This window comes from Streptomyces sp. SID14478 (genome assembly GCF_010548525.1).
Lineage (GTDB): Bacteria > Actinomycetota > Actinomycetes > Streptomycetales > Streptomycetaceae > Streptomyces.
In genome coordinates this window covers 1-14,776 of record NZ_JAAGMG010000383.1, presented here as the reverse complement: position 1 = coordinate 14,776, position 14,776 = coordinate 1, and the positions used below count along the sequence as shown (strand labels likewise).

General features: G+C 70.7%; 12 protein-coding genes and 1 pseudogene. 9 read left to right on the top strand and 4 right to left on the bottom strand.

The window, feature by feature from the left end:
- Nucleotides 1-46: 46 nt before the first annotated feature.
- Nucleotides 47-556, bottom strand: coding sequence for a hypothetical protein (locus G3I40_RS12210; protein ID WP_164302169.1), 510 nt, complete (start codon nucleotides 554-556; stop codon nucleotides 47-49).
- A 91-nt stretch (nucleotides 557-647) separates the two neighbouring features.
- Nucleotides 648-1,088 (bottom strand): ATP-binding protein, encoded by a 441-nt coding sequence (locus G3I40_RS12205; protein ID WP_239091685.1) that lies wholly within the window; start codon nucleotides 1,086-1,088, stop codon nucleotides 648-650.
- A 243-nt stretch (nucleotides 1,089-1,331) separates the two neighbouring features.
- On the opposite strand from G3I40_RS12205, the gene G3I40_RS12200 reads away from it, so the two are divergent.
- The 3 genes and pseudogenes from G3I40_RS12200 to G3I40_RS47080 form a co-directional block, all read left to right on the top strand.
- Complete coding sequence (locus G3I40_RS12200; protein ID WP_239091684.1) at nucleotides 1,332-2,573, top strand: XRE family transcriptional regulator; 1,242 nt, start codon at nucleotides 1,332-1,334, stop codon at nucleotides 2,571-2,573.
- Complete coding sequence (locus G3I40_RS12195) at nucleotides 2,570-3,115, top strand: GNAT family N-acetyltransferase (RefSeq protein ID WP_164302168.1); 546 nt, start codon at nucleotides 2,570-2,572, stop codon at nucleotides 3,113-3,115. The genes G3I40_RS12200 and G3I40_RS12195 overlap by 4 nt, the downstream gene beginning before the upstream one ends.
- Before the next feature lie 154 nt (nucleotides 3,116-3,269).
- Nucleotides 3,270-3,446: pseudogene (locus G3I40_RS47080) on the top strand (HAD family hydrolase); the annotation flags it as partial.
- Between the two features lie 508 nt (nucleotides 3,447-3,954).
- Here the strand turns inward: G3I40_RS47080 and G3I40_RS12185 are convergent.
- Together G3I40_RS12185 and G3I40_RS12180 are read right to left on the bottom strand one after the other, a co-directional pair.
- Nucleotides 3,955-4,686 carry an A24 family peptidase gene (locus G3I40_RS12185; RefSeq protein WP_239091683.1) on the bottom strand — a complete coding sequence of 244 codons (732 nt, stop codon included), beginning with the start codon at nucleotides 4,684-4,686 and terminating at the stop codon, nucleotides 3,955-3,957.
- A gap of 39 nt (nucleotides 4,687-4,725) precedes the next feature.
- The gene (locus G3I40_RS12180; protein ID WP_164302167.1) at nucleotides 4,726-5,778 is read right to left on the bottom strand and encodes a hypothetical protein; all 1,053 of its coding nucleotides are present in this window, start codon (nucleotides 5,776-5,778) and stop codon (nucleotides 4,726-4,728) included.
- A gap of 1,477 nt (nucleotides 5,779-7,255) precedes the next feature.
- Here G3I40_RS12180 and G3I40_RS12175 point away from each other — a divergent pair.
- The 6 genes from G3I40_RS12175 to G3I40_RS12150 all read left to right on the top strand — a co-directional run.
- The gene (locus tag G3I40_RS12175) at nucleotides 7,256-8,158 is read left to right on the top strand and encodes a conjugal transfer protein (RefSeq protein WP_164302166.1); all 903 of its coding nucleotides are present in this window, start codon (nucleotides 7,256-7,258) and stop codon (nucleotides 8,156-8,158) included.
- Nucleotides 8,155-8,505, top strand: a complete 351-nt coding sequence (locus G3I40_RS12170; RefSeq protein ID WP_203643903.1) for a hypothetical protein — start codon at nucleotides 8,155-8,157, stop codon at nucleotides 8,503-8,505. The genes G3I40_RS12175 and G3I40_RS12170 overlap by 4 nt, the downstream gene beginning before the upstream one ends.
- A complete protein-coding gene (locus G3I40_RS12165; RefSeq protein WP_164302165.1) occupies nucleotides 8,502-9,140 on the top strand; it encodes a hypothetical protein in 639 nt (212 codons plus the stop codon). The genes G3I40_RS12170 and G3I40_RS12165 overlap by 4 nt, the downstream gene beginning before the upstream one ends.
- Nucleotides 9,140-11,836 carry an ATP-binding protein gene (locus tag G3I40_RS12160; protein ID WP_164302164.1) on the top strand — a complete coding sequence of 899 codons (2,697 nt, stop codon included), beginning with the start codon at nucleotides 9,140-9,142 and terminating at the stop codon, nucleotides 11,834-11,836. Before G3I40_RS12165 ends, G3I40_RS12160 begins: the two co-directional genes overlap by 1 nt.
- The gene (locus tag G3I40_RS12155; RefSeq protein ID WP_164302163.1) at nucleotides 11,833-12,258 is read left to right on the top strand and encodes a hypothetical protein; all 426 of its coding nucleotides are present in this window, start codon (nucleotides 11,833-11,835) and stop codon (nucleotides 12,256-12,258) included. Before G3I40_RS12160 ends, G3I40_RS12155 begins: the two co-directional genes overlap by 4 nt.
- A gap of 23 nt (nucleotides 12,259-12,281) precedes the next feature.
- Nucleotides 12,282-14,776, top strand: a 2,495-nt coding sequence (locus G3I40_RS12150; RefSeq protein WP_164302162.1) for a hypothetical protein, incomplete at its 3' end; no start/stop codon positions are given.

Here is a 14,776-nt window from a genome sequence, read left to right as displayed (position 1 = left end):
GCCTCCTCGAGCCCGGAGCGAAGGACCCGAGGGGTCGTAAGGCCGGCTAGACGTCGCGGGAATCGGGCGGAGCCAGTCCGGGCCGGTCCGTGAGAGGGGCGAGGCTGAAGCGCTCGCGGCAGGGAGCGCATCCGAAGAGGCTGGCGCCGGGGCCACTGGCAGCCTCGATAACTCGGATGAGGCGGGCGTCGTCGCCGTACCTCTTGCACCAGGCACACCGAACACGGCCTTCGGCGACCGAGGCCACCACGTTCGCCAGCAGCCGGCAGGCCATGGCCAGGTTGCCGACCTGCCAGGTCGCCCCGCTGAGTGTTGCCAGCGGGCGGGTGCTGTCCAACACGGTCAGCGCCCAGCCGATGATGCGGGTAACCGCGGAGCGCTGCCCTCCCTCTTCCTCAGGCAGGTCCTTGAGCACGGCACGGGCTTTGGGGAGCAGCACTTGAGCCCATTCTCGAAGCTGCGAGTTCTGCTCGACCGACTGATCGATGGTGGTGACTTCGGGGAGCTTGTCCAGGGCATCGAGGATGCCAGTGGCGTCGAGGGCGGTAGCGCTCATCAATCGCTCCCCTCTGACGCGGCCAACCGGCTGCGCCCGTAATCAAGGAGTTGGGTAATACAGACCAGCCCCTGCGCGCCGTCGGTCGCGTTCACGACGCGCTCACGTCCACTGCGATTTCGGCCCAGACCCTCTTCGCGCTGCGTTGCGCCGTGGGACCGATCAGCTCGTACCCCCACCGCTCACTCATTTGCTCGACGATGCACAGGCCCCGGCCGGACAGTGCGAGCGGGTCCGGATCCTGCATCTCGGGCACGCAATGAGGTGCATGGTCGGTGACCGCGACCAGGACCCGGTCGGCGGCGGTGCGATCAACCCTCAGGCGTACGACGGGGCCCTGCCCGTGACGCACCGCGTTGGAGACGAGCTCGACGAGCAGCAGGGCAGCGACCTCCGCCGTGTCCTTCGGTATGGCCCAGTTCGCGCACGCCGTCCGCGCCAGGCTGCGCGCCGCACGTGCCGTGTGCGGGACGCGCGGGTGAGTCTCGCCGTAGCCGGGGTGCCCGGTCGCCCGTGGCCTCATCTCAGTCATCGCCATGAATCTCGCCTCGTCGCGGTGGCGGTGCCCCAAAGCCGCTCCTCCGTCGGGAGGTTGGGCGGCAAGGGCCGTACCCCAGAGCTAACCGGCTGTGGTGCCGCGTTGTGCATGACGAAGTGGCTCCGGCTGCGCCCGCCCGTACTGACGAATTGACCGTCGCTTGACTATCTGTGGCGGGTGGTCTGCCTCTACCGTGGCGTCGTGGTGGAGAGCAGAAACGAGCTGTTAGCCGCCTGGATGACCGAAGCGGACATGAAGGTGGTGGACCTGACGGCCGCCGTGAACGACGCCATCGGCGACTTCACCGGCCGCCCCGGGACCACGTCGGAGCGCACGGTGTTCAGGTGGCTGTCCGGCGAGAACCAGTGGCCCCAAACCAAGCAGCGTCACGCGCTGGAGGCCATCAGTCGCCTGCCCATCACCGACCTCGGCTTCGTGCCACGAGGGAATCCCAAGCCCACACCCGCACCACCAAAGGACCCCTCCGTGCACCGCCGCCGCTTCTTCACTGCGGTACCCGGCACCGCTCTTGCCGTCGCCGCACCCGCCTCCGCTCGCCCCTCACGCGTGGGCGGTGCCGACGTGATCCGGCTGCGCGACAGCATGGCCCGGCTCGTCGCGCTCGACGCCACGCGCGGCGGGGACACCGCCCTCGAACGCGCCTCGCTCGCCGGAGCCGAGGAAGCACTGCGCCTGCAGCGGCACTCCACCACCCAGCGCGTACGGCAGCGCCTGTTCGCAATCGCCGCCGACTACACCGCCAACGCCGCGTGGTCTCTGATCGACGCCCGGGACCTGGATGCGGCCACCGCCCATCTCGAACGCGCCCTGACCTACGCCGGGATGGCTCAGGACCCCGACATGACGATGCAGGTGTGGAACCTGCGCGCCATGCTCGCCCGCCAACGCGAGGAGTACGGCGAGGCCGTCGCCGCGGCCCAGGCTGCCCAGGCCACGGCCATCACCCGCCGTTCCCCCCTGCACAACTCCCTCGCCCACGCGCGCCTCGCGATCGGCCTGGCCCACAGCCAGGAGCACAAAGCCGCGCTTCGCTCGCTGGGCCGTGCCGAAGACGCCCTCGCCCAGGTCCGCGGCGACCAGACGACCCCGGTGTGGATCGCCTTCTACGGGCCGGCCGAGCTGTACTCCATCACCGCGATCGTCCGCGACCACGTCGGCGACCCCGCCCAGGCCGAGGCCGCCTCGCACCGTGCGCTGGCCGCGCTGCCGGCGTCGTACCGGCGCAACCGCGCAAACGTCACCGCTCGCCTGGCACTCGCCCAACTCCATCAGGGAGAAGCGGAGCACGCCTGTGCCACCAGTGCCAGTGTCTTCGCCATCATGGCCGGCGACCCATTGCCCGGCCGCATGCGCTCGCTCCTCGGCGACTTCCACCGAGATCTGATCACCACGGCACCGGCCCGGCTCGCAGACGAGTGGACCGACCGCTACCGCACCGAATGGAGCACACCCGCATGACCACGGCCAGCGTGCAGCTACGGCATTTCGGACACGACGACCTCCCGCACATCCGGCAGGTGCTGCTGGACGTACACGCCGACGCCTACGCCGACGACATGACCGACTTCGACGAGCGCTTCCCCTGGTTCGTTGACCACTGGGGCAAACACCCCGGCTTCTCGTGCGTGATCGGATACGAGGACGAGCGGCCCATCGGCTTCGCCTACGGCGCCCCGGCCAACCCCGGGCGCGAATGGTGGCGCGAACACCTGAACCCTGCTCCCGAGGACGACTCCACCTTCTCCGTCTCAGAACTGATGGTGGTCCACCTGTGGCGCAAGACCGGTACCGCCGAACGCCTGCACACAGCCCTCGTGTCCGAACGCACTGAGGCCCTCGCTGTCCTCCTAGTCGACCCCGACCACCCCAAGGTCCAATCTCTGTATGAGAACTGGGGCTACCGCAAAATCGGGAACCGGCAGCCGTTCCCCGACTCGCCCAACTTCGCGGTCATGCTCCGCGAACTGCGCAACGCCAAATACACGCACCCGGCCCGCTGACTCCACACGCCAGATCAGGAGCGGCTGCTTCGGCACGATGCACCTCTTGCCCAGTCCGCGTCGAGCCGGCGACCTTCCACGGATACGCCGACGCCTGTGGCCGTCCGTAGTCGTCTGGCGATCAACTCGCTACACCTTCCAGGGAGGGCAGCGCATGTCACGGCTGGTTCTATGGGACATCGACCACACGCTCATTGCGTCACGCGGGGTCGGACGCAAGCTCTCGGCTGCCGCGTTCGAGAAGGTGGCAGGGCAGCCGATGAGAGAACAGGTGGCCATCGACGGAATCACGGAAGCCGTGATCTTCCGGGAGACAGCAAAATTCCATGGCCCGTCGTCGTGCGCGCCATGGTGTCGAAGCCCAGCGGGGGACGATGGCCCACGCTGCGGCTCCTACCGGCGCCGCGACGATCGCCAGCCACAACATCCAGAGCGCGGCCTCAAGTCGGCCCGCCACCGGCTGCTCCGACCCAGAAGAGTTGGCCGCGGCCGCGTGCCAGGCCAACACGTCACTCACCCGCGCGGCTTCCGCTCGCGTACGAACCGCCCGTGTCTGCGCGCCGCACGAGCAGAACGCCCGGAGGAACTCGGTCCCCTCCTGCCAGGTCGCCGACGGGTCGACGGCAATCGTGATCGTGTGATGGACCGGCTCGTCCGTAGTGTGCATCGGCTTTCCGTCCTCAAAAGGGACGGCCAGCACCGTAGTTCACAAGCGCGTCGCTGTTCACCGTAACTGGCAGAGCTGACCGTCCCGCCGCGCAGTCGAACGTCTGAGGTGCGGCCAAGACGCGGCGGACAGACCGCTGCGGTGATGAGTTGTGCGCGCCGTCTCTTCGACATCACTGAGTTGCGGCACCAGCCGCGAGTCCCAGGAACGCGCCGAGGAGCAGGGACGGGCCGAAGGCGATCCGGGTCTTCCCTGTGGCCTTGCGACGGGCGATGAGTGTGATGCCGTAAACGGCGGCGATGAGGTAGCCGGCGAGGGCGCCGTACAGCAGGGCGCTCCATCCGTACCAGCCGAGCACTGCGCCGATGAAGAGGCTGAGCTTCACGTCGCCGAAGCCGATGGAGCCGGGGATGAGGAACATCGCCGAGAACACGGCGCCGAGGGCCACGCAGCCGAGGGCCGCGGTGGTGAACGAGCCTGCTGTGTGCGGCAACTGGCCGGCGACTGCGAGGAGCAGGAGGGCCGCGGCGGCGAGCGGCAGGGTCAGGCGGTCGGGCAGGCGGTGTACGCGGGCGTCCACGAGTGCGAGGACGAGGGCGGGCGGAGCAAGAAGCAACCAGGCGATCAGCTCAGGGTGGGCTCCTACGGCCAGGGCGAGGACGGTGCAGATCGCGGCCGCCAGGGCGCAGACCGCGCTCGCCGGGCGCCAGCCCGGGTAGCGGTGTTGTCCGGTCGGGCATGCGGGCAGGAGCCAGCCGCAGATTCCGCTGGGCAGGAGGTGTCCGTCCGGGCAGGTGGACTGCCAGGTCTCGCCGGCCGGGACCGAGAGGCGGTGGAGTGCCGCCTGAGCGCACCAGCCAGTCGCCGCTCCCCACACGGCCGCGGCCGCGGTCATTGCCAGCATCTGTGTCTCCCCCGCCGATTGCGTGATCTCCATTGTGGATCAGGGAGTTTGCGGGTCGGCCGGCAGTCGGGTGCAGATCGGGCAGAGCTCACCGGGCGCGCCCACAGGGCGCCCGCACAGGCCGTCCTGTCCCGGGCACTCGTGCCGGATCGCGACGGTGCCGACCTTCGTACCGTCCGTCGGTGGTCCGGTAGCCACCGGCGGTCCGGGAGCCGGTGCCTGCTCCCGGGAGCGGTCGGCTGCTGCGAGGTGGGCCAGTTGCTTGAGGCGCCCGCTGACGAGCGCGGCCAGCGAGTGGGTGCGTTCGTGCGGTGCCGGGTAGGGGCGGCCGACGAGCGCCTCGCGGATGTGCTCACGGCTCACCCCGCTCTCCAGGAGGCGGCCGACGAGCGGAGCTTGGTCGGCGAGAGTGTTGCCGGTGGCCAATGCGGCGTGCAGTTCGGGGTGGTGACGGCCGATCGACAGGAGCGCCTGTTCGCCACGGGCGACGGCCGCGGCGTGCGCCGACGCCTCGCGTGCGTGCGGACGCGACGCGGACGGAGGGAGGGGGTTGGTGTTCTGCTGGCTGGTCTTCTTGAAGGTGGTCTTCTTAGGGGGCGGATTTCCCTGGGCAGGTTCAGCCTGCGCAGGGAAATCCGCCTTAGGTTCTGACCTGGGTGTTTGTCCAGACTCATCCAACGGCGGATTTTCCGGCTCAGGTGCTGACCTGCGGCGTCGCGCGCCGAGCGGGGCATCGTCGCCGTCCGGCCGCTCACTGTCCTCCGGGAAGCGGGGCCATGGGGCTTGGGCGACGATCTCGAGGCCCTCGGGCATGTCGGTGAGGTAGTAGCGGGCCTCGCCCAGGCGGCCACGGGCGTCCCGCTCCCGCTCCCGGCGGAGGTATCCGTGCTGCTCGAGTTCACGCAGCGCCGCGCTCAGCGCATCCTTTCCCTCCGGTCCGTTGCGCAGCAGCATCGTCAGCGAGATCCCGAAGCCGTCGCGGTGGCTGAGCAACTCGACGAGGAGGCCGCGCGCACGGCGGGACATCCGGCAGTCGCGTACCGCTTGGTTGAAGACGGTTGTGTAGTGCGCGCCGATCACGTCGATGGCCATCGGGCCGCGCTGAATCATCCCGCCGAAGCCTCTGGGCGCTTGGCTCACCTGGTCACTCCCACCGTCCGGGATCCGATGGCCGGAGTCGGCTGCAGATCGTTGGTCCATGTCGGAGTTGACCCGCTGGCGCGTACCGGATCGCGTACTGGTTCCCCGGCTGCGCGATCACGTTTCCATCACACTGCGTCACCGGCTGACTGGTGCGCAGACGGGTACACGTTCCGTCGGGACAGGGAAGCGCGTACCGCCGAGGCCGCACGGGGTGGGTGCGCACTGTCCGACTGCTGGGTGCGCAGTGGCCGCCGGACTGGGTGCGCGCCATTGGGCGCGAGGCGCTGCGCAGCATGTGGTGCGGTCGGCTGCGCAGTGGGTCGTGACGTTGCGCACCGCGTGGTGCGCAGTGGGTGTGTGTGCGGATGCGCAGAACACGGTGCGCAGCGATTCCAGTGCTCTGCTGCGGCAACTGCGCAAGGTCGGCCGGTGGTGCGCAGATGCCGCAGCGGAACCACACCAGTGACCCGATCCGGCGTCCGATCCCGGTCGTTCGGATGGTCGGCCGGCGCGGGCGTCGTTCGTCACCCACGGCGGCCGGTACGCGTTTTCAGAGGCCCGACAAAGGGCGTGGAAACGCGTACCGCTGGGTGTACCGCGCAGGTCACAGACTCGTCCGGCACTCGCAGCCAGCAAAGTCCCGCAGGCGAGGGCGCCCACTGGTACGCGTTCTTGGGTGACGTTTCTCAGAGGCCGGTACGCGTTCTCGCCGGGGGTGCGGGGCGGGTGTACCGGCCCTCGCCGGGAAGGGCGGAACGGGTGCTCGGGCTCGGTGCGCAGCCTGCGCCAGACGTCGTGGCGCAGGCTCACTTCGGTGGCGGCGAAACTGCGCAGCTGGTGGTGGTGCGACGAGACTGCGCAGCCCTGCGCCAGCGCACGTGTGGCCCGCCGGCTCTCGGCGCGGTCACTGCGCAGCCGGCATCTGGACGGCACCCGCAGGCCACTGCGCAGTGACCGCACCGAGTATCAGGTCCGGTCGTCTGGGCTCCGCGGTCGCCTCACCCGGCACCCTCCGACCGGACGTGCCCGTGTCGCTTCGGGGGCAGTTGGCTACTCGGTGCGTACCGCTGCGCAGCACACTGCGAACTCGCGGCATGCCGGAGACGGTGACGTTCGGTGAGGGATTCACCTCCCGGTGCATGTTCCGTTCAGCAGGGTGCCCGGGGGGTGCCGGGCACCCTGAGTCCGGATCACGGCAGTTCTGCCCGGTAGCCGATGCCGGGCCCCGACGTCACCGCGCCCGGTTGACCGACTTCGTTCGTGGTGCGCGCTCGGTGAGCGCAGGGGCGAAAACGCGTACCGCTCCGCGTACCGGTTTCATCGTGACGCTTTCGCAACCGGGGTCCCCGAAACCGGTGCGTAGACCGGTGCGCGCCACTGGGTTTCGTCATGGCATCAACCGCTTCTGCTGCACAGGAGATCGCCGATGCCAGCATCCACTCACGAGAGTCCGCCGACCGTGGCCGGCCTGGACCTGGAGCGCACCCGACGGCGGGTGCGGATGGGGCGCGCGGGGATGTGGGCCAGCCTGGCGGCTGGTCCCCTCGCTCTCGCCTTCGTCGTCACCCAGCCCAGCGTGCGGGTGGTCGCACAGTCCGCCCCGGCGCCTGTCCGTACGACGCAGACCTCAGTCGCTGTCGATCCGGGCGGGTATGCGGCTGAGTTCGTCGACGCGTGGCTTCGCTCGGACGCCGGCCAGCCCGACAGCAGCTTCGCGGTGCGCGCGCAGCAGCTCGGTCCGGACGTACTGCTGCCCGAGCCAGCCAAGGGAGCAAAGGCGCCGCAGCGGGTGAGCGCGGTGCGCAGCGTGCGGGGCGCGCACGGGCAGTGGTCGGTGACCGTGGCTGTTCAGGACGCCGGCCAGGTGCGGTACTTCGCGGTGCCGCTGGCCGCCTCGTCCTCCGCCGGTGCGGTGACGGTGACCGGGACACCGGCGCTCGTCGCCGGCCCGGGCGCGGTGAAAGCGGCCGCGTCGCCGTACACGGTGGACGTGCCGGACGGGCCTCTGACCGAGACGGTCGGCGACTTCCTGTCCGCGTATCTGTCGGGCAGCGGTGAGGTGGAGCGCTACCTCGCCCCACGCACCAGGTTGACGGCGGTGACGCCGGCGGTCGCCGACCGGGTCGGTCTCGAGTCGGTCAGCGCCCGCGAGAAGACGGCGGCCGGGGAGCAGGTACCGGGCGATAGCACGCGGGTGCACGTCCAGGTCTCCGTGACGGCGCAGAGCGCCGCGGGCCGGTGGCCGCTGTCGTACGAGCTCACGCTCGCGGCGCGCGGCGGCCGGTGGGAGATCGCCGCGCTCACCTCGGGCGGCGGTGAGGAGCAGTGAACGTCCTGCACCAGGTGGTGCTGGCTGGGCAGTTGGACGATCTCGGGAACTCCTGGATTGGCATGGTCAAGGGCTGGGCCGAGGGCGCGCTCAAGGCCGTGCTGGTCGTCATCGTCGTGTATGTGATGGTCACCCGGTTCAGCCTGAAGGCCGGGGTCGGGGCCCTTCTTCTGATGATCCTGGCGCTCGGCTTGTACAGCGCTCGGGAACAGATGGCCGACAAGGTCGAGGACGAGGTCAACAACCCCTCCAAGGGCGCCGCCGAGTTGCACGTGCCCTACCGCGACGGCGAGCAGGATCTTGCGCCGGGCGTACGGGTGCGGGGGCTTGCCCGGGGCGCGGCATGAGCGCGGCCACTACCCCGGTACGCGTGGCCCGCTTCTACACGAGTGCGCGGCAACTGCCCTGGGTGATCGGGAAGTTCTCCGACTGGCGTATCCCGCTGGGCCCGTACAACGCCCTGCAGGTGGCGGTGATGTCGCTGGGCGGGCTGGCGCTGGTCAAGAGTGCCTCGCTGTGGTGGCCCATGGCCGGGCCGGTACCGGTGATCGCCTGGATTGTTGTGATCTTCCTGTGCCGCAAGCACCGGATCGCGGGCCGTACCCCGCTCGGTGGGCTGCTTGGAGTCGCGGCGCGGATCGCCCAGCCTGCCGGGGGCCGGATCGGCGGGCGCCCGGCACGCGATCGCCGCCCGCAGGTCCTGTCCGGCACCTTCACCCTCCAGCACCTTCCCTCCTCCACCGTTGCCGCCGCGGCCGACTCCCCCGCGGCGACCACAAAACGGCGCACCTCCTCGGCCAAGAGCGCGGGCCGCTCGGAGCAGGCCAGCCGGGTGCGCAGCCCCCGCCGCCCGGCCGAACGGAACACAGCCACCCGCCCCGCCACACACGAGCCAGCCGCCGCATCCGCGGGGCGGCGCGCGCTGTCGCCGGTGCAGGCAGCCCTGCTCGCTGCCCACAACACGAAGGGGGATCGCACCTGATGCGCGTTCCGATGCGTCACCTTGCCGGCCATCTGCTGTGGTCCACCGAGGGCCACACCTGGGCCGTCTACCGGCTCCACCCCGCCCCGGGCCAGCCAGGGCACAGCGCCGAGGCAGTCACCGGCCCCTACATCGCCGCCGCTGTGCGTGAGGAACAACTGCAGCGCATCACCCAGCTGGTGCGCTCATTGTCCGGGGAGCCGCGCCTGTTCGGGGTGTGCGCCCAGGTCGACCCCTCCGAGATCGCCTGGCGGATGCTCGATGGTCTGTACGACGCCGACGGCGAACTGCAGCCGGCCGCCCGGCCGTGGCTGGAGCACGTCGAGGCCGCCCTGGAGGACCTGGACGGCCGCGAGATGCACACCCGCACCCTGTGGCTCGCGGTGCCGCTGAACACGGACGAGCGGGCCGCGAAGACGTCGCTGCTGACCCGACATGTGGGCCGCGGCGCGTTCGGCGAGTACGCGGACGCTCTCGGTCTGACCCCCTCGCCCGTCAGCGAGGTAGAGGTGCGCCAGGCGCAGGAGACGGCCCATCAGGTCGAGGCGCAGATGGCCAGCTCCGTCCCGTTCCGTCCCGCGACGCCGGCCGAGATCGTGTGGCTGGTGCAGCACGCCGTGCACCGCGGCCTGCGTGAGCCCCTCCTCGCCGACGCGTCCGCCTCGCCCCTGTACGCGGGCCGGCTACGCCGCGGGGAACTGCACTCGCCCAGTTACGCCGACCTCGGACAGATCCGCCTCGAGGAAGGCGGCCGCCCCCGCAGCGGCACCGCAGCGGCCACAGAGTCGAAGGCCCGGGGATGGCGCGCATCGCACAAGCCCCGCACGCACACGTCGCAGCGGTCCGGCTCCCGGTCGGCACGCCAGTGGTGGAAGGAGTCCACCTCGCCGATCAGGCGCCAGTGGCTACAGGTCGAGTCCCCCGGCGGGACCGGCTACCAGGCTCACCTGGTGCTGACCGAGGCCCCGCCGGCCGTCTCAGCTGCAGCGGCCGATCTCTTCGCGCAGCTCGAAGTCCTCGACTTTCCCGTCGACTTCACCGTCAGCCTTGCCCTGGTCGGCTCCGCCGAGGCCCGCCGCAAGATCCAGGCCAAGCGCACCGAGCTCGTCGACCAGGTCGACCAGTACAGCGCCCGGCCCACCGGCGCCCCCCGCTCGATCCCGGAGGCCGAGCGGGACCTGGACGAGGAGGACACCCGCCTGGCGCGGACCTCGGCCGAGGTCGAGGTGCAGGCGGTCACCGTGCTCGTGGTGTGGGGGCCGAGCGCCGAGCTGTGCGACGCGCGCGCCCGCGCTCTGGAGAAACTGCTCGCCGGATGCGACTACCGGATGGCGCGCCCCACCGGGCTGCAGACCGACTTGTTCACCCTCGGGCTGCCCGGCAGCGCCCGCCCATACGCGGTACGGGAGTTCCGCCAGCACCAGCTCGGCGAGGACTGGGCGATGTCCGGGGCGTTCACCCGCAGCGAGGTGGGCGATCCCACCGGCATGCTGCTCGGCCGCGACCTGGACTGCGGCACCACCCGCCCGGTGTTGATCAACGTGTCGGACGCGCCCCAGCACGACGCCTCCGCGTCCGTGGCCGCGATCGGTGACCTGGGCGGCGGCAAGAGCGCCTTCGAGAAGCTGGTGGAAAGCACGGTCGTGGACCGCGGCGGCCGCGCCATCTGTATCGACCGCACCCCGGCCCGCGAGTGGGCCCGCTTCGCCCGCGGCTCCGCGCCGGGCCGCTACCAGATCATCGACGCCGCCCGCGCCGAGCTGTCCATCGACCCGCTGCGCGTCTTTCCCGGACCGGAGGGGCGCCGCTACGCCCTCAACTACCTCAGCCTGCAGCTGGGGATCCCGCTGATGAGCGTGCAGGGAGAGGTCCTGCACCACGCGGTCGAGCAGAGCGCCGCGCTGCCCGAGCCGTCCATGGCGCAGGTCGTCGAGATCCTCGCGCAGACCGCGGCCGGCGGCGGCGAGCGCGCGGACGCCGCCAAGTCGCTGACCGGCATGCTCCGCCTGGTGTCCACCAACCCCCTCGCAGCAATGATCTTCGACCCGCTGCTGCCGATCACCCGGCTCGACGGTGACGCCACCGCCGACCTGATCGTCATCACCACCACCGGGCTCACTCTGCCGCCCCGCGTGGCGTTCGAGAAGCCCGAGATCCTGCAGCATCAGCCCCTCGAGGCGCTGATCGGCCGGGCCGTGCTCTACCTGATTGCCGCCATGGCCCGCCAGGCCGCCTTCAGCGATCTCGACCGGTTCTGCGCCGTGGTCACCGACGAGATGTACTGGCTGACGAGCTCCGCCGAGGGCAGCGCGCTCGTCCACGAGATCCTGCACGACGGCCGCAAGCACAACGCCGGACTCATCGCAGGTGCCCATGACGAGAAGGAACTGGGCCAAGACCGCAACCTGTTCGCCTACAAGCTCCTGGGGCGCACCGCCGACCGGGACTCGGCCCGCCGTGGCCTGCACTTCATCGGCCTGGACGGCAACGACCAGGAACTGCTGCGCACCGTGACGACCGAGCTGTCCCCCGTCGGCCATCGCGAGCGGGCCGGCGAGTTCCTGCTGACCGGCCCGCGGCAGAACACCGGCCGCATCAAGGTCCACATTCCCTCCGTGCCGCGGATCGACGACCACATCCGCACCACCCCCGGCGACAGCCATGCCGCCTCCGGCGTCCAGGGAGTCTCCGCATGAACCAGTCCCCCACCCACCGCCGCCGTCAACTCGGCGCTAGCACCCTGCTCGTGGCCGTCATCGCCCTACTCGTCGCGGCGATCGTGTTCGTGATCGCCTCCCCGGGTGTGCCGTCCTCCTGGTGGCCGCAGACCGCGGGCGCATTCGCCGCCTCCTCCACCACGACCGCCACGACCACCTCCACGGCCTCCACCGGGTCTCTCCAGGGCGAGGCGCACGGGCAGCAGGACCAGCTGGCCCCGCAGCAGACGTCGAGCGTGTGCGACGCGGTCGTCGGCCCGGCCCACGGCTACTGCCTCGGCGCCCCCGCACCGAACAGCGCGCCGCACGGCCTGAACCTGGCCAAGTCCTGGCCCGTAGGCGTCCTCGCGCTCGGCCTCACCACCCTGTACGCCATGGCACGCCGGCGCCGGGGGCTGTGATGTGGCGCCCGGACCGCGGGACGGTGCGCGCCGTCGGGTTCACCGCGCTGCTCGTGACCGTGTTCTTGACCGTCAACACCTCGGTCGCCTACGGCGCGAGCTCGCAGGATGCGCAGAACGGTCTGCTGTCCCCGCTGGAGGTCACCACTTCCGAGGGCGCCTCCGTCAAGGGATACGAGCTGGGGGCGCAGAGCAGCAGCGTGCTGTCGATCGCGCAGAACACGCAGGTGCTGGCGATGTCCGGGTTGTTCACCGTGGTCCGGGTGGGGGTGGGACTGGCGTGCTGGGCGATCGATGTCGCCTACCGCTTCCCGCTGTTGAAGCTGCTGGCCCGTCCGGCGCAGCGCCTGTCCGACGTCTATACCGACGCGGTCGTCAATCAGCTCGACCTCAAGTCGACGTTGCTGGCGTGGGCGTTCGTGTTCGGGCTGGTGATGGTGGTGCGAGGCAAGCACGCCAGGGGCTGGGGTGAGATCGCCCTCACCTTGGTGATCGGCGCGGTGGCGGCATCGGTGTTCGTCACGCCCAACTTCCTGCTGGGCAAGGACGGTCCGGTGCTGCAGGCGCAGTCCGCGGCGGCCGACATCGCGCAGAAGACCGTCGACTCCTACAGCTGGGGCGGGAAGGTCGCCTCCAGTGATCCGTGCGCGGCTCTGGCCGGGAACGCCATGAACAAGTGCTACGGCGTCAAGGAATCTGCGACGCCCGATGCGGCGAGCATCTCGAAGCCGATCCAGGAGGCGGTCACCAACGCGCTGGTCGTCAAGCCGTACATGCTCCTTGAGTACGGGCGCATCCTCGATCCGTCCAAGCCCGCAGACCGCAAGGCGTATGCCGTTCACCTGAAGTGGGTCTCCGGCGGCTACGACACCCAGGGCAAGGACACCAAAGAGGACGCCGACGATCCGTGCCGTCTACTCAAAGGCCCGGGGAAGAAATACTGCACCCGCGACGAGGGGGACAAGGGCCCGGACACGCTGCCCGAGCTCACCCCCGGCGGCAAGCTCCTCGATGCCGTGGCACCGGTCCTGTCCTCCGACGACCAGAAGTTCGCCGCGTTCCTCAAGGACTTGAAGAACGCCGGGCCGGTCGGCAAAGAGTGCGCCCAGTACGCGGCCGAGCCGTCCTGGTGGCGGGTGGCCGCGGTCGTGATGATCTTCATCGCCGCACTGCTGATCATCGCACTGCTGTTGTCCGCGGCCGTGGTTTTGACCGGGGTGGCTGCCCTGTGCGCAGGGGCCGCGGCGGCCGGCGGAGTCACTTGGGTGTGGGCGATGCTGCCCGGGCCCAGCCGCTCGGCGATGTGGAAGTGGCTGGCACTGTTCGGGATCGCCATGGCGGTGATCCTCGCCGTCGCCACGTTCATCCCGGCCGTCGGCATCACCATCGACGTCATCCTCACCGACGGCCCCGACCTGCTGGCCGAACGCCTGCTCCTCATCGACGTCCTCGCCCTGGTCGGACTCGCCTTCCACCGCCGCCTGCTGGCTCTGATCACCGGCTTCGGGCAGCGGCTGACGCTGCGCATGCGCTACGCGAACATCGGCGGCAGTCACCTGGCGGGCGACTCCCAGCTCGGCGCCGCGCTGGCCATGAGCATCGGCAGCGGCGCCGGCGGATACCTCACCACCGGCTCGCTGCGCGGCCGCGGCGCCACCGGGCTGGGACTGGGCACCGCCGGTCTGCTGCAGGGAGTGCTTGGCGGCCTGAGCGATGGCACCGGGATACCGGGGGACCCCGCGCGGCTCCTCGCGGACGCCAACGCCGAGGCCTCGCGCGGACTTGCCCCGCTCGGCCTCGCCGTGGCCGGCGGCCGCCTCGCGGCCGGAGCGGCCTTCGGCCTCCTGGTCGGCCGACGCCCCGAGGAGGCGAAACTGACGGCCCTGCGCAAGCCGACCGCCGCTGGAGACGACCCCGCCGCGGCAGCGATGGGCTCCAACAGGAATGGCCCCGGCGGTACGCCCGGCGGCGGGCGTCTTAGCCCCCACCGGCCTGCAGGCGGGCCCGCGGACCGCTACCGCGACGAAAACGGCCAGATCAACGACCCCGACACCGGGAACACACTGCACGATCAGAATGCCGACCGCACCCTGCTGTCGACGCGCGCACACAACTCGCTGGTGCGACTGCGGGGTTACCGCCTGGCCTACCAGAGCGGGCGCATGCTCTACGGCGCCACCCTGGCGCTGCCGTCCACCGCCCGCACCACCAAGGCGGGCACGTCGAACGCGACGGCCGATGCACGTCAGCAGCTGCGCGTGTGGGGCAACACCCTGCGCCAGGACGGCCGCGCCTGGACGAGCATGCTGCAACAGCCCGCGGATACCGCACCCTCGGCGAGCCGGCGGCGGATGAGCACCACAGCGGCCTACACCGCCTCCCCCACCGCACGCGCCACAGCCGCCTCCGCGCCGACGGCGCCGTCACCACCAGCCGGGGGCGGGGCCGCACAGCAGAGCACCGCGCCGTGGCCGCTCGCAACAAGGCCCGCGCCGCGGCCCAGGCCGAACCCCGTCAC